Source organism: Thermodesulfovibrionales bacterium, assembly GCA_026417875.1.
Classification (GTDB): domain Bacteria; phylum Nitrospirota; class Thermodesulfovibrionia; order Thermodesulfovibrionales; family CALJEL01; genus CALJEL01.
This window is the reverse complement of the sequence record JAOACK010000040.1, coordinates 1-18,202: the sequence shown is the minus strand read 5'-3', so window position 1 is coordinate 18,202 and position 18,202 is coordinate 1. Positions and strand designations below refer to the sequence as shown.

18 protein-coding genes are annotated in these 18,202 nt (G+C 40.6%); 3 read left to right on the top strand and 15 right to left on the bottom strand.

Features of this window, described 5'->3' with window-relative positions; all coding sequences use genetic code 11:
• The 7 genes from N2257_07700 to trmFO form a co-directional block, all read right to left on the bottom strand.
• Positions 1 to 285: hypothetical protein (locus tag N2257_07700; GenBank protein MCX7794267.1), on the bottom strand; the 285-nt coding region annotated here is incomplete at its 3' end.
• Between the two features lie 2 nt (positions 286 to 287).
• Positions 288 to 1,079: a phosphate ABC transporter substrate-binding protein gene (locus tag N2257_07695; protein ID MCX7794266.1), complete on the bottom strand. Its 792-nt coding sequence runs from the start codon at positions 1,077 to 1,079 to the stop codon at positions 288 to 290.
• A gap of 88 nt (positions 1,080 to 1,167) precedes the next feature.
• A complete protein-coding gene (locus N2257_07690) occupies positions 1,168 to 1,779 on the bottom strand; it encodes a septal ring lytic transglycosylase RlpA family protein (GenBank protein MCX7794265.1) in 612 nt (203 codons plus the stop codon).
• 71 nt (positions 1,780 to 1,850) lie between these two features.
• Positions 1,851 to 3,215, bottom strand: coding sequence for an ATP-dependent protease ATPase subunit HslU (hslU, locus tag N2257_07685; GenBank protein ID MCX7794264.1), 1,365 nt, complete (start codon positions 3,213 to 3,215; stop codon positions 1,851 to 1,853).
• Between the two features lie 25 nt (positions 3,216 to 3,240).
• The gene (gene hslV, locus N2257_07680; protein MCX7794263.1) at positions 3,241 to 3,768 is read right to left on the bottom strand and encodes an ATP-dependent protease subunit HslV; all 528 of its coding nucleotides are present in this window, start codon (positions 3,766 to 3,768) and stop codon (positions 3,241 to 3,243) included.
• Entirely contained in the window at positions 3,765 to 4,670 is a 906-nt protein-coding gene (locus N2257_07675; GenBank protein MCX7794262.1) for a tyrosine recombinase XerC, read from the bottom strand. Before N2257_07675 ends, hslV begins: the two co-directional genes overlap by 4 nt.
• Entirely contained in the window at positions 4,663 to 5,970 is a 1,308-nt protein-coding gene (trmFO, locus tag N2257_07670) for a methylenetetrahydrofolate--tRNA-(uracil(54)-C(5))-methyltransferase (FADH(2)-oxidizing) TrmFO (GenBank protein ID MCX7794261.1), read from the bottom strand. The genes N2257_07675 and trmFO overlap by 8 nt, the downstream gene beginning before the upstream one ends.
• Positions 5,971 to 5,985: 15 nt before the next feature.
• Here trmFO and N2257_07665 point away from each other — a divergent pair, with 15 nt between their 5' ends.
• Positions 5,986 to 6,816 (top strand): glycosyltransferase family 9 protein, encoded by an 831-nt coding sequence (locus N2257_07665; GenBank protein MCX7794260.1) that lies wholly within the window; start codon positions 5,986 to 5,988, stop codon positions 6,814 to 6,816.
• Here the strand turns inward: N2257_07665 and N2257_07660 are convergent.
• From N2257_07660 to N2257_07635, 6 genes are read right to left on the bottom strand one after another with little or no spacing between them, the layout of a single operon-like run.
• Positions 6,809 to 8,191, bottom strand: coding sequence for an HD-GYP domain-containing protein (locus N2257_07660; GenBank protein ID MCX7794259.1), 1,383 nt, complete (start codon positions 8,189 to 8,191; stop codon positions 6,809 to 6,811). The genes N2257_07665 and N2257_07660 overlap by 8 nt on opposite strands.
• A complete protein-coding gene (locus tag N2257_07655) occupies positions 8,178 to 9,818 on the bottom strand; it encodes a HEAT repeat domain-containing protein (GenBank protein ID MCX7794258.1) in 1,641 nt (546 codons plus the stop codon). Before N2257_07655 ends, N2257_07660 begins: the two co-directional genes overlap by 14 nt.
• Positions 9,811 to 10,089, bottom strand: a complete 279-nt coding sequence (locus N2257_07650; GenBank protein MCX7794257.1) for a hypothetical protein — start codon at positions 10,087 to 10,089, stop codon at positions 9,811 to 9,813. The genes N2257_07655 and N2257_07650 overlap by 8 nt, the downstream gene beginning before the upstream one ends.
• On the bottom strand, positions 10,082 to 10,840 hold the full coding sequence (tatC, locus tag N2257_07645) for a twin-arginine translocase subunit TatC (protein MCX7794256.1): 759 nt from the start codon (positions 10,838 to 10,840) through the stop codon (positions 10,082 to 10,084). The genes N2257_07650 and tatC overlap by 8 nt, the downstream gene beginning before the upstream one ends.
• Before the next feature lie 24 nt (positions 10,841 to 10,864).
• Positions 10,865 to 11,134: a Sec-independent protein translocase protein TatB gene (tatB, locus tag N2257_07640; protein MCX7794255.1), complete on the bottom strand. Its 270-nt coding sequence runs from the start codon at positions 11,132 to 11,134 to the stop codon at positions 10,865 to 10,867.
• Entirely contained in the window at positions 11,134 to 11,916 is a 783-nt protein-coding gene (locus N2257_07635) for a transporter (GenBank protein MCX7794254.1), read from the bottom strand. Before N2257_07635 ends, tatB begins: the two co-directional genes overlap by 1 nt.
• Positions 11,917 to 12,042: 126 nt before the next feature.
• Between N2257_07635 and N2257_07630 the strand changes: the two genes are divergently transcribed.
• Together N2257_07630 and N2257_07625 are read left to right on the top strand one after the other, a co-directional pair.
• Positions 12,043 to 13,755 carry an ABC transporter permease subunit gene (locus N2257_07630; GenBank protein ID MCX7794253.1) on the top strand — a complete coding sequence of 571 codons (1,713 nt, stop codon included), beginning with the start codon at positions 12,043 to 12,045 and terminating at the stop codon, positions 13,753 to 13,755.
• Positions 13,707 to 15,035, top strand: a complete 1,329-nt coding sequence (locus N2257_07625) for a nitrate/sulfonate/bicarbonate ABC transporter ATP-binding protein (protein MCX7794252.1) — start codon at positions 13,707 to 13,709, stop codon at positions 15,033 to 15,035. The genes N2257_07630 and N2257_07625 overlap by 49 nt, the downstream gene beginning before the upstream one ends.
• Here N2257_07625 and hypD read toward each other — a convergent pair.
• Together hypD and hypF are read right to left on the bottom strand one after the other, a co-directional pair.
• A complete protein-coding gene (gene hypD, locus N2257_07620; GenBank protein MCX7794251.1) occupies positions 15,002 to 16,087 on the bottom strand; it encodes a hydrogenase formation protein HypD in 1,086 nt (361 codons plus the stop codon). The genes N2257_07625 and hypD overlap by 34 nt on opposite strands.
• A gap of 2 nt (positions 16,088 to 16,089) precedes the next feature.
• Positions 16,090 to 18,202, bottom strand: a 2,113-nt coding sequence (gene hypF / locus N2257_07615; GenBank protein MCX7794250.1) for a carbamoyltransferase HypF, incomplete at its 5' end; no start/stop codon positions are given.

The following is an 18,202-nucleotide window of genomic DNA, read 5'->3' as shown; positions in this document are numbered from 1 at the left end:
TAAAACCGTGCCATCTTTTTTTAGGACTTTAATATAAAGTATCTCCTCCTGTTCAACGGTCCTGTTCAATGCCTCATCAAGGAGGGTGAAATCCATTGTAAGAAGGCTATATGAGCTTATTCCACTTATCAGTCTTGCTATAGCAAGGCCTCTGGCTTCAAGACCACTTCTGGCTTCTTTATAATGATCTATAAAGTTATATCCCCATGAGATTGTCATAACAGTGGCAATGATAGCTATAATAATTAGATTAATTTTTGTTCTCAGACTTGAGAATTTTATCATACCTACCTAACCCTCACAAAGCCGTTTTTCTCCACAATTGCCTGACCCTCTGGAGAAAGCATGAAGTCAATGAATTCCTTTGCCTTTCCAGTAGCAGGTCCTTTTGTGATGAGATTGATCTGGCGTGATACTTTATACTTCTTTGTTCTTATGTTTTCAGGTGTGGGTAGATAGCCGTCAACTTTTATGATCTTCACCTTCTTTGTATCTATTACTGCTGTGGCAAGAGGCCCGATTGCACCGGGAGTATTTCCAACTGTCTCGCTCAGGGTAAGCATCGGTGATACTACTGCACTCTGAATATAGGGCTCTTTATCCATAACTATCTCCTGGAATTCCTCTCTGCAGGCACAGCCGGGTGTGCTTATTACTACAGTTACAGGAAGGTCAGGTCCTCCTATCTCCTTCCAGTTAGTGATCTTCCCTGTCATTAAATCTTTAATGGTCTTTGAAGAAAGATTATCAAAAGGTATATCCCTGTGGGCAACAACTCCAACAGCACCCCAGGCAATTGGATAGGCAACAATACCCTGCTCAATTTCNTCTTTTTTTAAATCCCTTGATACACCACCAATATCAACAATACCTCCAAGCACTGCCTTTATGCCAGCTCCTGATCCTCCACCGCTAAGGCCTATTTTATATCCTGTCTTTTTCTCAAAGGCAGGTGCAGCATCCTTCATTATTCCTTCAAGTACTGTGACAGAGCCAGCATATTTTAGGTCAACTGCTTCAGTCTGAGACGCAATTACGAATCCCAAGAGCACCATAAATACTAAAGATAAATACCTCATTCAATCCTCCTTTAAGGAGATGAGCCAGTACCTTCGACTGGCATGCCAGTATAAATCTTACTACTGAATAAAAGGTAAGTCAAGAAGTTTACTCTGTCTGGACTATTATAGCAGGATAGCCTTCCTCAGCGAGGCTATTTGCTATCTTCATTGCTTCCTCAAGGCTATTAAATTTTCCAATCCTTACCCTGAGAAAGGTATCATTTTTAACAGTGCTTTCAATTATATAGACATTTTTATATCTTAACTCCAGGCTATCCTTGAGCCTGAGGGCATTGTCCTTTTCCCTGAAAGACCCAATCTGAATTGTGTAGGGACCCCTGATGCTCAGGTTTTTGACTTCCTTTTTATAATTATTATCCCTTCCAAGTAGCTCAATTACAACAGGAGCTGTTCCTGTAGCGATAAGGCCTATTTCACGGGCTGCTCCATAGGAAAGATCTATGTCCCTTCCAGGAATAAATGGTCCTCTGTCATTTACAATACATTCTACTGATTTGTTAGTGTTAAGGTTCGTGACTTTCAAGCGTGTTCCAAAGGGATATTCTCTGTGAGCACATGTCTTTTTGTACATATCAAAGATTTCTCCTGAAGAGGTCGGCCTTCCATGGAATTCTGCTCCATACCAGGAGGCAATAGCAGTTTTTAAACCCTTGGATTCAAACCTGGAAGGTGTACAGGAGAGCATAATGAGTGTCAAGACTAAGGCTGAAAAAAAAAATCATGTTCTTAATTTTCAGTACCAACCTTAACCCTGTCTCAGCCTCTACCCTATAATATATATCTGCTGAGGTCTTCATCACCTGCTATATCCATAAGCTTCTTTCTTACATCTTCTCTGTCAATGATTACCTCACCTGGTTTTTCAGGAGCATCAAAGGATATATCCTCAAGGAGTTTTTCAAGCACTGTATGGAGTCTTCTTGCTCCTATGTTTTCTGTCCTTTCGTTAACAGAGGCTGCAATTGAGGCAATCTCATCTATTGCTGCTTCAGTGAAACGGAGCTTTACACCTTCTGTTTCAAGAAGGGCAATATACTGTTTTATAAGGGCATTGTGAGGCTCTGTAAGAATTCTTTTGAAATCTTCCTTTCCAAGAGGATCAAGCTCCACCCTTATGGGAAATCTTCCCTGTAGTTCTGGAATAAGGTCAGAGGGTTTTGCCATGTGAAAGGCACCTGCTGCAATGAAGAGTATATGGTCCGTCCTGACTATACCGTATTTTGTATTTACCTGTGAGCCCTCAACAATCGGTAGCAGGTCTCTCTGAACACCTTCTCTTGACACATCAGGTCCATAACTTGGACCACCTCTTGAGGCAATCTTGTCTATTTCATCAATGAAGACTATTCCACTCTGCTCAGCCCTCTGGATTGCTTCCTTTGTGACCCTGTCCATGTCAATGAGTTTATTTGCCTCTTCCTGGGTGAGTAGATTTATTGCTTCAGAGACCTTTACCTTTCTTTTCTTAGACCTTTCAGGAAGGAGGCCTCCGAGCATTTCTTTAAGATTTATCTCCAGCTCCTCAAGTCCTACATTTGATATAACACCAAAGGGTACAATCTTCTCTTTTAACTCAAGTTCTACATATCTTTCATCAAGAAGCCCTTCTCTTAACTGAGCCCTCAGCCTTTCCCTTGTTTCCCTGAATCTCTCTTTTTCTCCTTCATCAGTATTTCTGGGCATCCTTGGTACAGGAAGCAGGATGTCAAGTAATCTTTCCTCTGCAAGCTGCCTTGCCCTTTCCTGAACCTTTGCCATGTGTTCTGCCTTTACCATTGATACAGATACCTCAACGAGGTCTCTTATCATAGAGTCTACATCTCTTCCCACATATCCTACTTCTGTGAACTTTGATGCCTCCACCTTTACAAAGGGAGCACCTGCAAGTCTTGCAAGCCTTCTTGCTATCTCTGTTTTTCCAACCCCTGTAGGCCCTATCATCAGTATATTTTTCGGCAGAACTTCGTCCCTCAGTTCCTTTGGAAGTTTCTGCCTCCTCCATCTGTTCCTTAGGGCTATGGCAACAGCCCTCTTTGCCCTTGACTGTCCGATTATATATTTGTCGAGTTCCTCAACTATCTTTCTTGGTGTGAGTGCCTCCTGTTCTTTTGTAAGGCCTTCTTCTTTTTCCATATCCTGTTCAACTAATGGTTTCATGTCAGAGTTCCTCCACAACTATATTATCATTTGTGTATATACAAATGGATGCTGCTATCTTCATTGCCTTTTCTACAATCTCTTTTGCGGAAAGTTCTGTATTCTCAATCAGTGCCTTTGCAGCTGCCTGTGCATAGGGACCCCCTGAACCTATTGCTCCAATACCGTCCTCGGGTTCTATTACATCACCCGTTCCAGAGATTATGAACATGTGTTCTCTATCAGCTACTATAAGGAGTGCTTCAAGTCTTCTTAAGATTCTATCAGTTCTCCAGTCCTTTGCCAGCTCCACAGCAGCCTTTGTGAGATTTCCCCTGTGTTCGTTGAGTTTCTGTTCAAATTTTTCAAAAAGGGTAAAGGCATCAGCTGTTCCGCCTGCAAAGCCTGCAATAACATTACCTGAAAACATTCTCCTTATCTTTCTTGCATTCTGTTTTAATACAGTACTGCCCATGGTTACCTGACCATCTCCTCCTATGGCAACCTTGCCGTTTCTTTTCACACATAATATGGTCGTTCCCTTTATCACCTCTTTTCCTCCCTGTATCTGCTAAGTGGATGTGCTCTGTCATAGACATCTATTAAATGAGCTGCGTCAATATGGGTATATCTCTGGGTTGTTGAGAGACTTGAATGCCCAAGTAATTCCTGAATAACCCTCAGGTCTGCACCAGCCTGAAGTAAATGAGTTGCAAAGGTATGTCTGAGCCCATGGGGTCCTATTCCTGATATACCCAGAAACCTTGCATACTTTATTACTATACGATGTACTGTCCTTGCTGTCAATCTCTCCCCTCTTCTGTTAATAAAAAAGGCAGAATTGTCTTTTGAGATACCTGCCCTGAAGCCCAGATATCTCTTCATGGCCTCCACCGCCTTTTGACCAACTGGAACTATTCTCTCTTTTTTGCCCTTTCCCTTTGCCCTGATGATACCCTCTTTCAGGTTTACATCTTCCATATTAAGGGCTGTGAGCTCGCTGACCCTGAGGCCAGTTCCGTAAAGGGTTTCAAGGATTGCCCTGTCTCTTGCTAAAATGAAGTCATTCGCCTTTGTTACCCTCTCCGGAATTTCTACAAGACTGAAGGCATCATCTACCGTAAGAAAAATCGGAAGTTTCCTGGGTGTTTTTGGATGGGCCACAAGTTTTGCTGGATTTTTCTTTATATAACCTTCTCTGTGAAGATATCTGTAAAAGGATCTTATTGATGAGAGTGCACGAGAAATAGAGGTTTTCTGGAGTCGCTTTGATGAAAGATGAGCTATATAGCCTCTTATGTCATATATATCGGTTGTGAGTATATTTTTTTTTGTGAAGCTTATGAAATCCTTTAACTCCCTTCCGTAAGCCCTTAGTGTATGTTCAGAATATCCCTTTGTATTTTTTAGATATGATAGAAAATTCCTGATCAGCAATGATTCTTTATTCATCCACCCTCCTCAGGTATTCTTCCCAGTCTTTCAGTGCTCTTTCAGCAATGAATTTCTTTCTCAGGAGCCTGTCTTTTATCTTGATGTCAGAAAGAGGAAAGAGGGAGAGATTTATATTTGTTGGTTGGAAGTTTACTGGATTGCTCTCCCTCAGGTATCTTAAAAGACTACCGTGGGCTGTTGTGGGAGGTGGTATTAGTGGTTCTTTATCTCTTAGTTTTCTAATGACATTAAAGGCTGCTGCTAAACCCATGGCAGTTGACTCAAGATATCCCTCAACACCTGTTAGCTGACCTGCGATGAAGGTCTCTTTTTTATTTTTAAGACTTAGGTCATTATTTAATACCCTTGGTGCATTAAGATAGGTATTTCTGTGAATACTTCCGTATCTCAGAAATACTGCTCTTTCAAGACCGGGAATCAATCTGAAAACCCTTTCCTGTTCAGGGTATCTAAGACGGGTCTGAAAACCGACCATATTGTATGCTGTCTTTTCTTTGTTTTCAGGTCTGAGCTGTACAACTGCAAAGGGCCTTCTTCCTGTTCTGGGGTCAATAAGTCCGACAGGTTTCATAGGCCCGAATCTTAAGGTATCATATCCTCTTTCCGCAATGGTCTCGACAGGCATGCAGGATTCAAAGACTTTAAGCTTTTCAAAAGGTCTGGGTGTAAGTCTGTCAGCTTCAATAAGTGCTTCATAAAATCTTCTGTATTCTTCCTCGTTAAGAGGGCAGTTCAGGTAATCTCCATTGGAAATATCAGACTGGTATCGTGACTGAAAGAATGCTTTTGAATAATCAATACTATCTGCATCAATAACTGGTGCTATGGCATCGTAAAAATATAAATCTTCCTTGCCTATTATTTCTTTCAGTTCCTCTGAAAGTGCTTCTGATGTAAGCGGACCAGTGGCTATTATGGTAAGCCCATCAGGTATAAACCTTATTTCCTTTCTTATAATCTCGATATTTTTCATGTTAGTGAGTTTTTCAGTTATGTACATGCTGAAACCTTCTCTATCAACTGCCAGTGCCTTACCTGCCGGAATCCTGTTAATGAGAGCTGACTCCATTATAATAGAACCTGCCATTAGAAGCTCCTGTTTCAGAATCCAGGACGGTGAAGTCTCCTCCATTGATTTTAATGAATTGGAGCAGACAAGTTCAGCAAAGAGACCTGTTCTGTGCGCCTCTGTGAATTTTTCTGGTCGCATTTCATAGAGTTTAACAGGAATCCCCCTTTTTGCAATCTGCCAGGCAGCCTCGCTACCAGCAAGTCCTGCACCAACAATTGTTATCATATATAATTGTAACATATGAAAAAAGCCTTCATTTACAGAAGAGGCGGACTTGGTGATACCCTTCTGGTCTTTCCTCTTTTAGAAATCCTGAAAAAAGAGGGATACCATAACTCTGTTTCAGGTAACAGAGACTATCTAAAGCTCGGTCTTGAGGCTGGATGGATCGACAGGATTATTTCTGAACCACCTGATGGGGATTTCGATCTCAGGATAATAATAGGATTTGCTAATGAAGAAAATAAGGGCTCAAGAATAATCAGTCCCTTTCCTAAAAAAAGGGAGTGGATAGTTGAGTATTATCTCAGAGAGCTCGGCCTTTATGGCATACCTTTTTCGAATACCCTGCCACTTAACAGTGAAAGGCTTAAAAGAAAAGTTACACCTGGACAGGAATTTTTCAGAGATAAAATCATAATTCACCCATCAAGCGGCTCAAAAAAGAAGAATCTTCCGGCTTCTTTATTTCTCAAGTTAATCGAATTATTTCCTGACTCTGTCACTGTTGCAGGAGAGGCTGATTTCTGGATATCTGAACATTTGAAACCTTTTTATTTTGACAGTGATATTTTGAGGACAGCAGCCCTTTTAAGGGTTGCTAGACTTTTCATTGGTGCTGACAGTGGCCTTGCCCATCTCAGTGCTTATCTAGGAGTTAAGACTGTTGTGATATACGGACCGACTGACCCTGTTATATGGAAACCTGTTGGTGAAAGGCTTATACAGCTAAGACCTTCAGGATGTAAACCCTGTTTTCCTCAGGTATGTGAAGACAGACACTGTCTTGATGATGAAGAGAATATTAAGAGACTAATTGATTTTTTAAAAAAATACATTAGAATCACATGAGATATTCAGCGAGATTTATCCTGTATTTTGTATAATCAAGCGTCTTCACAATGTTCCTTATAAACCTTCCTTCACTATCCCTTTCTGTAAGATCAACCGTTGTATCTGTCTGTTTACCTGAACTGTCCATAATTATCCTTACTCTTGGTCTTTCAGGAAAGGCCGGATTGCTCTGATAGACGATTCCAAGTTCATTCGTATTTAGAAGAACCATTGAGCCGATGGGATATACACCAACCATATTTATAAAAAATTTTAGAAGGAGAGGGTCAATCTGAGTGCCACTGCGTTCAATAAGTATACTCAGTGCCTTGTCCGGTGGGAGTGGCACCCTTGAATAGACCCTTGAAGAAGTCATGGCATCATACTGATCTGCTATTGTTACTATCCTTGAGTATAGGTCCTGTTCTTCCTTTTTCTTTATTCTATGATAGCCAGAATAATTATAATGCAGGTGATGCTCAAAGGCCACAATAGCAGATCTGACCAGCAAAGGATCAGGCGCCTTTAAACTGAGAAGGGCCTTTACACCCCACTGGGGATGTTTTCTCATTATCAGCCATTCATCTTCTGTGAATGCTGTGGGTTTATTCAGTATCTCAATGGGGACCTCAACCTTTCCTATATCATGAAAAAGTGCAGCAAGGCCAAGTTCATTAAGTGCCTTTTTGCTGAGACCGAGCCGCTGCCCAAGGGCAATAGCAAGGACACTCACATTTACAGAATGGTGATAGGTGTATTCATCGTAATCCTTTATTGCAGTCATACCTAGAAAAAGCTGTTCTTCTTCCAGAATAAGATCTACCATGGATTCAACTATTCTTTTAGCCTTTTTTATATTAACAGCCTCTTTTGCCTTTATCTTATTCATCAGACCCCTGGAGAAGGAGACTGCATTGAAATAGGTCTTTTTAACGATTTTTCTCATGTCAACAGATTCATCCTCTTTGACCCTTTTTAATCTATCAACTGTTATTGTTCTTATATGCTTCATAGAATCAAACATTGTCTTCAAGGGATCCTTTGAAAAACCCGCTGTGTTGAATGCTTTTATGAATGTTTTTATGTCCTCTGGATCTATTCGCTCTTTAAAAATGAGTGTGCCAAGAGTTCTCTTCTTTAATTCCCTGGCAAGAAAGTCAAAGTTAAGAAGATGTTCTATAGAATACTTTAGTCTCGTATCATTGGCATAAAAGAACTCGCCAACCAGGTCTATTTGGAGCAGCCTTTCTTCTTTTAAAAATTCATTTATGATGCCTGCAACCTTTTCTGTTAGATTCTGGACAGCTATGTTATTTATATCATGGACCTGAGATGTCCTGAGGAGTATGGCAAGATTGCTTATAATATCGATTGCTTTTTTAATTTCTTCCATGGGATGCCTCAAGTCTCAGTATTGCATTTCTTACATGTTCTCTAAAAACAGGATTCCCGGAGTCAGCATATTTTTTTAATATCTTTAAATGTTCCTTTGACCCGATCAGTCCAAGGGCATATGCTGCACATGCCCTGTTTTCATAGTTTTTTGATCTGTTAAATAATGTATTTTTCTTTAGTGTCTTCAGAAAAAAATCTATAACCTCCTGATCCCTCCAGGTGGAAAGAACCTCAAAATATTCTTTCTTTTCCTCAAGCCCTCTATGGAGGAATTCCTTTGTGCTGAGTTTCTGAAGAAGGAGTCTCTTTGCCGCTTCTGTGTGGATACTGCCCAGTGCTCTAACTGTGGCTATCCTGATCTGAGGATCGGGGTCATTGAGATGCTCTCTGAGGATTGTTACAGATTGTGGTGCCTTTATCTCACCCAGGGTCTTTATAACCTCCCTTCTTACCCTCATATCAGGATGTTTTATTGTTTTTAATAAATATTCCAGAGCCCTCTTATCTCCTATTAGTCTCAATACATAGACTATATTCCTTACAACATACCATCTTTCGTCAGAGAGACCCCTAACAAGATTCTGCATATCCCTTTTGCCGAGTATGGCCAGACCATCTATAATCATTTTTCTTGCCTTCATGTTTTTCAGGTCACCAAGAATTTCTATAAGGGGTTTTATAGCATTCTTTTCAAGTTGCTCGATATATTCTCGAACAATATTTTGATCTATTTCAATCCTGTCTATAACCTCACCCAGCACCTTTATGATCCCTTCAGAACCTCCGTATTCTATAACCTTTCTTAAATGTATTTTTGAATCATAGGGCAATTCTTTATCATCAATAGCCGTCTTTATAATTTTTAATATCTCCACTGCACTCTCTATTTCTGCAATCCTGATTGCGTACTCAAGCACTGACTTGATTACCAGAAGAAACTCTTCAAATTCCTTTTTGTCAAGACCGAAATAGAGAATCTCCGACAATATATATACAAGTTTCTTTAATTTCGGCTCTGAATCCTTTTCAAATTCCTTCATCAGGATCTTGAGATCATCATCTGTTAGAGGTACTATCTGGGTAGCCTTCACGCCGTCAGCATTCATGGCATCCCTGTAAGCCTTCATAAGTTCATCAGCAGAGGTTTGTTCTTCCAGAACTTTTTCTGTTGCCCTCAGTTCATATTCTTCGTCCTCTGTGAGAATTGATTCATCGACGACATATTTTATATGTTGAAAATCCCTTTCCCAGAGAAGGGTAACTATATCATCATCTACAAGATCCTTTTCATCAAGGCTGATTATCTTCATAAATGCTTCAAGTTCATCCTTATCTATGGCTTTCAAAAATTTTAATTCCCTTATTCCGTCCTTAAAGAAAAAGAGGGCAATGTTATCACTCTTTTCTGGATTATGGTATACCTGTTCACCCTCAAAGAATATTTCATACTGCTTTATATGCAGGTTTATATCCTTTCCCGTACTCTGGAATACTTCTTCAAATTTTTCATACATATCATTAACAGCTTTGATGTACATAGGGTTATTTTCGGGGTACATCCTCATAAGCTTCTTTGTCCTAAGAAGCGTCTGGATGAGTTCTCTTACGGTAGAAAACTCAGACAAGGATTATCTTCCTCTCCCTGGCAAAGTTTTTTAATACCACGAGAGCGAGATGAAGTCTCTGAAGCCTCATATTCCTTGTTCTAATTGCCTCAATATCATTAAAAGGAAATTTCTCACCCCTGATAACAGATTGTATCTTCTGTATTGCCTGATAGAGTCCTTTTATTGATTCTTCATCAAGACTTTTTAAAAATATGGGATTCACAGTGAGATAGCCATCTGATATATCCTTCGCTATTGCCTCCAGGCTTTTTCCCCTTACATTAGCCATTCTTCCTCCTTACAAAGAGCCTTGATATAATTATACCTACCTCATAGAGAAGTACTATTGGCACAGCCATTAGAGTCTGATTAAAGGCATCAGGTGTGGGAGTTAGAATTGCAGCTATTACAAAGGCACCGAGTATGGCATACTTCCTGTGTCTTGCCAGCGTTTCTGGTCTTACTATGCCCATCCTTGAAAGAAATAATATTATAAGAGGAAGTTCAAATATTGCACCAAAGGCAAGGATGAATTTCAGACAGAAATCAACATACTTTCCAACTGAGATCATTGGAATGAGATGTTCTGTCTTATAGGTGAGAAGGAAGTTCATGGCAAAAGGAAGAACTATTATGAAACAGAATGATGCTCCTACAAAGAAAAGACCCGAGGCACTCACAACAAAGGGAAGAAGGTATTTTCTTTCCTTTGGTAAGAGACCAGGGGACACAAACTTCCATAGCTGATAGAATACCACAGGGAGGGATATTATAAGTCCTGATATGAAAGAAATCTTCAGATGCATCCAGAAGGCTTCAGCAGGACCGAGAAATACAAGATTCTGATTTTTTATATTTGTTGGTGTGAGGACTATATAAGGTGGCTCTTTAATAATAGTAACAGTCTTTTTCATGGGGAGCAAGAGAAGGCTGAATATGTGTTCAGAATAATTAAAAGAAAGAACAAAGAAAAATAGAAGGAAACCTAAGGATATGAGTATCCTTTTTCTAAGCTCAGCAAGATGCTCTGTGAAGGGCATTTTATGGTCTTCGGTTGACTTCATTTATTTTTTTGATGATTCTGATGAGGAGTCTGCTTCGGATTTTTCTATATTGTCCTCCCCTTTTTCGGGAATTTCAACCTTATATAATATCTCTTCCTCCTCTGCTCTTAACTCCCTGTCAACCTGGTATTTGGCCTCTTCTACAGCCCTCCGCAAGTCAGCGATGCCTTTTCCAATGGTCCTGCTTAATTCTGGTAATCTCTTCGGCCCGAATACGAGAAGTGCAACAATAATAATAACTATTATTTCCTGCATGCCTATATCAAACATCACTCTGTCTCCCTGAGTATCTCTATCTTTTCAGTTTCTTCTTCTTTAAAGGGCAAGAAACTTACAGAGAAGAAGAATCTGTATTCTGGAGTCCTGTTCTTCAGATCTGTGCCTATGCCTATAGTGGTGAAGATATAATCAGTTGTCTTAAGACGGTAACCAAATCTTCCTTCAACAAGTTCAAAGGAGTTGCTCGTATGGGGTTTAAGAGCATAAATCTCACCTATGAGGTCAAAACTGTGAGATGCCGAAAAATCAAAACCTCCTGTAATCACTATCTCGTCCTTTAATGAACTGGACCCGGGCTTCGTGTATATAAGATTAAGATGTCCAGTTATAGGTCCTACCTTTTTTGTAAGGAAACCACCGAGCCCGAATCTTCCCTCCGCGCTGAAGGCATCTTTACCTGTAGGCGGGGAGGCNTATAAGAGAATGGTAAAAGAAGGTCCTATCTTTCCCTGTTCAATAAATTTATATTTAAAGCCAAAGGATGCATCACCTAGGCCATCTGTACTGTCCTCTATAACATAGGGAATGGATAGGCCGAATTCCAATTTTTCATTTATCCCGTAGGCAAGGCTGAGCCTGTTAATGTAATAATCTGGTTCTATTGACTTTTCGATACTCAGGGCATAGGCAGAATATCCTGTCTTCAATGTTTCTGCACTAAATGTAGAAAAGAGGCCATAGGGTGCAATGGGCTGTGGTGATATTTCAAGAGCCAGTGCAGAATTTATAAGAATCATGTAGGAAAGAAAGAGAAATATTAATTTTTTTCTCATCAGGATAAAAATATCAAAATCCTCTGTATACTGTCAATAAGAATTTTTCTTAAAGCAAGAATCTGATGCAAATTTTATTTTTACTATCTGTAGCCTAAAGTCTTAAGTCTGAAGTATAATATTGCCATGTTCAAACTGCCCTTTCATATAGATATACCTGATATTAAACCAAGATTTAATGTAATTGACATAGTGGTCTTTGTCTTTATAGCCACTATTCTTTACATCATTATCTTTATTGCCTCTGGCTGGCGTGCTGAGATGCAGCCCGCTGTTGAGATAGACCTTTCTGTTTCGAGTCTGCCCCTTTATTCTATAAATTCCATATTCAGAATATTTGCAGCCTATATCCTTTCCTTTGTATTCGCCTTGTGGTATGGGTATACTGCACATAAATCGAAACTTCATGAAAAGATAATGATACCTCTGCTTGACATCCTTCAATCTATACCCGTCCTTTCCTTTCTGCCTGGCGTTGTACTTGCCATGATAGCTCTCTTTCCTAATTCTAGGGTGGGAGTGGAGCTTGCATCCATTCTACTTATCTTTACAGGTCAGGTCTGGAATATGGCATTCAGTTATTATAATTCCCTGAATACACTTCCAAGGGAACTGAGACATGTGGCGAGCGTATATGGACTTTCAAGATATCAGAGATTTATTAAGATAGAGCTACCCTTCAGTGCTATAGGTCTTGTATGGAACAGCATGATGTCTATCTCCGGAGGATGGTTTTTTCTTATGGCCTGTGAAATGTTTGTCCTGAAAGCCAGGGATTTCAGACTTCCAGGTCTGGGTTCTTTCATACAGACAGCAGCTAATCAAGGTGATATAAAACTGGTATTACTGGGTCTTGGCACAATGGTATTTATAATAATTCTTTTTGATATTTTTCTCTGGAGGCCACTAATTGCCTGGTCTCAGAAATTCAGATTTGATACGGTTGCCACCGAGGATGAACCTGAGTCTTTTGTATTGAACCTTCTGAGAAAATCTACGCTGCAGAAATGGATTATTGATGGTGCATCAAGACTTAACAGAAGGATTGAAAGGTACTTCAGGAAAAGAGAGGAAAAGGAGACTTACAGTCCTTTGAGGAGGTTAATTAATTTTTTTGTCACTGGCTCAATACTTGCACTCTTTGCATGGGCATCCATAAGAGCAATAGGATCTCTGGTATCCCTTTCTCTTAATGAGTACCTTATGATCCTGAAGGCATCCTTTTTTTCAATGTTGAGGACAGGTGCTGCAATACTACTGGCTTTAGTATGGACTGTGCCACTCGGTGTTCTTATAGGATTAAACAGAGAGGTTGCAAAATTTCTCGCTCCTGTGATACAGATACTTGCCGCAATTCCAGCAACAGCTGTCTTTCCTGTTATAATACTATTCCTTATAAGGCTCGGCGGTGGTCTCGATATCGGTGCTATCTTCCTTATGCTTCTTGGCACCCAGTGGTATATTCTTTTTAATGTAATAGCAGGAGCATCTGCCATACCTGCAGATCTCAGGGAGGCAGCCAGGGTGTATGGCATAAAGGGATTAATGAAGTGGAAGGTTCTGATAATACCTGGAATTTTTCCCTATCTCGTTACCGGTCTGATTACTGCTACTGGTGGAGCATGGAATTCAACAATAGTTGCCGAGCATGTGACTTTTGGTGGTAAGACCCTTACAACAACGGGTCTTGGTAATCTGATAAGTGAGGCTACTATTGAGGGGAATTACAGGCTGCTTCTTGCAAGTACCCTTACTATGGCTATAATTGTGGTCAGCATAAACAGATTATTATGGAAAAGGATGTTCCAGATTGCCAGAGAGAGGTACAGGCTGGAATGACCATACTTGAGGCAAAGAATATATATAAATCCTTTCCAATGGCAGGAGGAAAGAGCCTCCGCGTGCTTGAGGATATAACCTTTTCAGTTGAGGAAGGAGAGATAATATCAATTGTTGGGCCTTCGGGTGCAGGGAAGTCTTCTCTTTTGAGGATTCTTGCAGGTCTTGCTGAACCCACCTCGGGAGAAGTCCTTTATCACGGCAAACCCCTGAATAATCAAAAACCCAAAATCGGTATGGTTTTTCAGAACTTTGCGATCTTTCCCTGGCTAACCGTTCTTGAGAATGTTGAGGTAGGTCTTCTGGCAAAGGATATTCCCAAAGATATTGCCCGTGATAAAGCGCTCAAGGTTATAGACCTTGTCGGGCTTGATGGTTTTGAGGAGGCCTATCCGAGAGAGCTTTCTGGAGGCATGAAGCAGAGGGTAGGAATTGCAAGGGCACTTGTAGTGGAGCCAGAGATACTCTTCATGGATGAGCCCTTTTCTGCCCTTGACATCCTAACAGCAGAGAACTTAAGGAGTGAAATAATAGACCTCTGGCTGAAAAAGAGAATGCCTACGAAATCCATAATTCTCGTAACACACAATATAGAGGAGGCTATTGAGCTTTCAGACAGGATAATTGTCATGAGCCATAATCCTGGAAAAATAAAGGCAGATTTCGTTGTCACCCTTCCCCAGCCCAGGGACAGGAACTCAAAGGAGTTCAAGTATTTACTTGATGAGCTTTATATTATTCTTACCAAACCACCAGAAGAGGTTCCATTCCTTGTGAGAAAGGAGAGATATCAGTTCCTTCCCCATGCAAAGATCGGTGCAATAAGCGGTCTTATAGAACTTGTCTATGACAAGGGTGGAAGGGCAGACATACCCCAGCTTGCTTCTGACCTGAGCATGGAGGTGGATGACATATTCCCTCTTACAGAGGCAGCTGTCTTTCTCGGACTTGCAGAGATAAGAGAGGGTGATATAATCCTTACAGAGCAGGGAAAGATATTTGCAGAAGCAGATACCCTGAGCAAAAAGGAACTCTTTAGGGACATGGCCATTAATAATATCCAGCTAATAAAGCAGATTGTCCAGGTCCTTTCACAGAGTGCAAAACACAGAATATCAGAGGATTTCTTTATCGAGATACTTGAAAACCACTTTACAAAAGAGGAGGCTTGGAACCAGCTCGAGACAGCTATTGACTGGGGCAGGTATGCTGAGCTCTTTGCCTATGATTATGATACAGGAGAACTCTATCTTGAGGAAGTGAAGAAGGAAGGCTCGTAATACTTGTAATAAGCTGAACAGCTTCCCTCCACACTAACCATGCAGGCACCCACAGGATTCTCAGGTGTACATACCTTTTTAAATAAGGGGCAGTCCGGAGGAATGATTTTTCCTTTAAGGACATCTCCACATCGGCAACCCTTAAGCGGTGACCGGTCTCTGTAGTCCATTTTTATGCCGAACCTCTCAATGATATCTCTATTTCTGTATTCATCTTTCAACCTGAGACCACTGTCAGGAATAATCCCTATTCCCCTCCACCATGCATCAGCTGGCTCAAAGAATCTGTAAAGTATATCTAAAGCCTTTTTGTTTCCCTCAGGTCTAACAGATCTTGTATATTGAATGGTAAGTTCGGATTTTTCCGAGATTATATTTTCAATCAAGATGGCTATAGATTGCAGTATGTCATCAGGTTCAAATCCTGAAATTACAGATGGTACATGATATTCATCCTTGATAAACTTGTAGGGTTCTGAACCAATAATGGTACTTACATGTCCTGGAAGGATCAGACCATCTATCCTGATATTTTTATCCTCTAGCAATGCTCTGAGTGCTGGCGGTACAAGTTTATGACATGAATAGATAAAGAGATTTTTAATATTATTCTGCTCGGCAAGAAAGAGTGTACCTGCTATGAGTGGAGATGTGGTCTCAAAGCCCACTGCAAAAAAGATTACAGTCTTTTGAGGTTCACAAAGGGCTATATCAATCATATCCATTGGTGTATATATAACCCTTATATCAGAGCCTTCAGCCCTCGCTGATTGAAGGGAGCCCTTTGTCCCCGGAACCCTCATCATATCACCGAAGGTAAGGAGAATAACATCTCTGTTTTTTGATAGCTCAATTGCCATATCAATATCCTCATGGGGTGTGACGCATACCGGACAGCCAGGTCCGCTCAGGAGTTTTATGTTTTCAGGTAGAATTGATCTTATACCGCTTCTGAATATGGCAACTGTATGTGTTCCGCATACCTCCATAAGTCTTATCTCTCTTTTTAATAAACGGGAAAATTTTTTAATCAGCTCTGCAAGCTCCTTCATATCTACCCTTTAAGCATCTCCCTAAGAATATACGCCTGACCCAGGGCTATAGATGCATCGTTAGGTGGTAATGCCCTGTTTGTATAAACCTCAAGACCTCCTTCTGTTAGCCTTAAAATAACATTTTTTAATATATATCTGTTCTGAAAAACACCACCGGACAAACAAACATCCCTTATCCCTGTAAGCATTGATATTTTGGCAACGGCCCTTACAATGGAATTGATAAAGGTATTATGAAACTTTGTGGATATAACGGAAGGATTAACACCTTCTTTTATATCTTCCATGAAAGCCGGTATTATGGAAGAGATATCAATCTCAATCAAATCATCTTTAAAAACCATATCAATGGCATAGTCCTCAGTTATCGATTCATCGATAATTGATTCAAGGGCAATAGGTGCCTCTGCCTCAAAGGTGTTTTTATCGCATATGCCTGTAAGGGCTGCTATTGCATCAAAAAATCTTCCAGCTCCTGAACTCAGAGGAGAGATGGTCCTATCGGTTAAGATCTTAAGTATATTCTCTACCTTATCCCTGCCGTATCTTTTATCAAAACCTGCAAGCTCTACATAATCCCATACCCGGGAACCTGTTATCTCATTAAGAATTGAAAGGGCTATGCGCCAGGTCTCTTTTATTGCTCTTTCTCCACCCGGAAGGGCAACTGGTTTGAATCTACCCATTCTCATAAATTCTGAGGTTTTTACAATCAAGAACTCACTTCCCCATATGGTACCATCAGTTCCATAACCGGTGCCATCCATGGCAACACCGATAACAGGTTTTCTAAGCCCGTGTTCCGCCATCACAGAGGCAATATGTGCATGGTGGTGCTGGAATTTATAAACCTTTAAACCCTGTGATTCTGCCCATCTTGTTGAAAGATATTCTGGATGCCTGTCACAGGCAATTGACACAGGGTTTATCCTGTATACTGATCTGAGATTCTCAAGGGTCTCTTCAAAGAATTTCAGTGTTTCATAGTTTTCCATATCTCCTATGTGCTGGCTAAGTATTGCATGATTTTCCTTTGTAAGGACAAAGGAGTTTTTCAGGTCTGCACCGGTTGCAAGGACTTCAGGTCCCCTGTCCGGAAGGTTTATTATTCCAGGCGCATATCCCCTCGAACGCCTTATGAAAAAAAATTTACAAGAGTATGTCCTGTCTGATTCTAATGTAAATACAACACTGTCATCAACCCTCATGAAAATATCCCTGTTATAAAAGAGAAAGGCATCGGCAATACCGGAAAGTCTCTTTAGGGACTCTTCATTATCTATTACAATTGGTTCTTCACTGATATTGCCACTGGTCATGACAAGTGCCTTGAAATTAGGTTTATTATCCTGACCCTGAGGATAATAAAATAAAAGGTAGTGAAGGGGAGAATAGGGAAGCATAAACCCGAGATAGCCGTTCAGGGGAGCAATAGCAGGGCTCAGAGCTTCAGGATATCTTTTTTTCAAAAGGACTATGGGCCTTTCCTTTGAGAGAAGCAGTCTTTCGTCTTCCTTTGCTATATGGGCAAAGAATCTAATATGTTCAATATCTGGTGACATGAGGGCAAAGGGTTTGTTGCTTCTTCTTTTCCTTTCTCTCAGTCTTCTTACTGTGTTATCCTTTTCTGCATCGCAGGCAAGATGGAATCCACCGATACCCTTTATTGCCACAATGCCTCCATCTTTTAGTATCTCTACTGTTCTTTCTATTGCTTCATTTTTCTGGAAGCGCTTATCCTGAAACAGAAGTGTTATCTGGGGTCCACATTCAGGGCAGGCATTGGGCTGAGCATGAAATCTCCTGTCAAGTGGATTATGATATTCTTCTTCACAATCACTGCACATCTTAAAGACATTCATGGTTGTGTTAGGCCTATCATAGGGAACTGCTTTTGTTATGGTATATCTTGGTCCACAGTTTGTGCAATTTATGAAGGGATAAAGATACCTTCTGTCAGATGGGTCAAAGAGTTCTCTCAGACAGTCATCACATATGGCTATGTCAGGCGAAAGAGGTGTAAAGCCTCCTCTATCTTCACTTTCAAGAATCTGGAAGTCTGTAATACCAGCTGGTGGAAGGATCATTATGTCCATGTCCTCTATCCTGGCA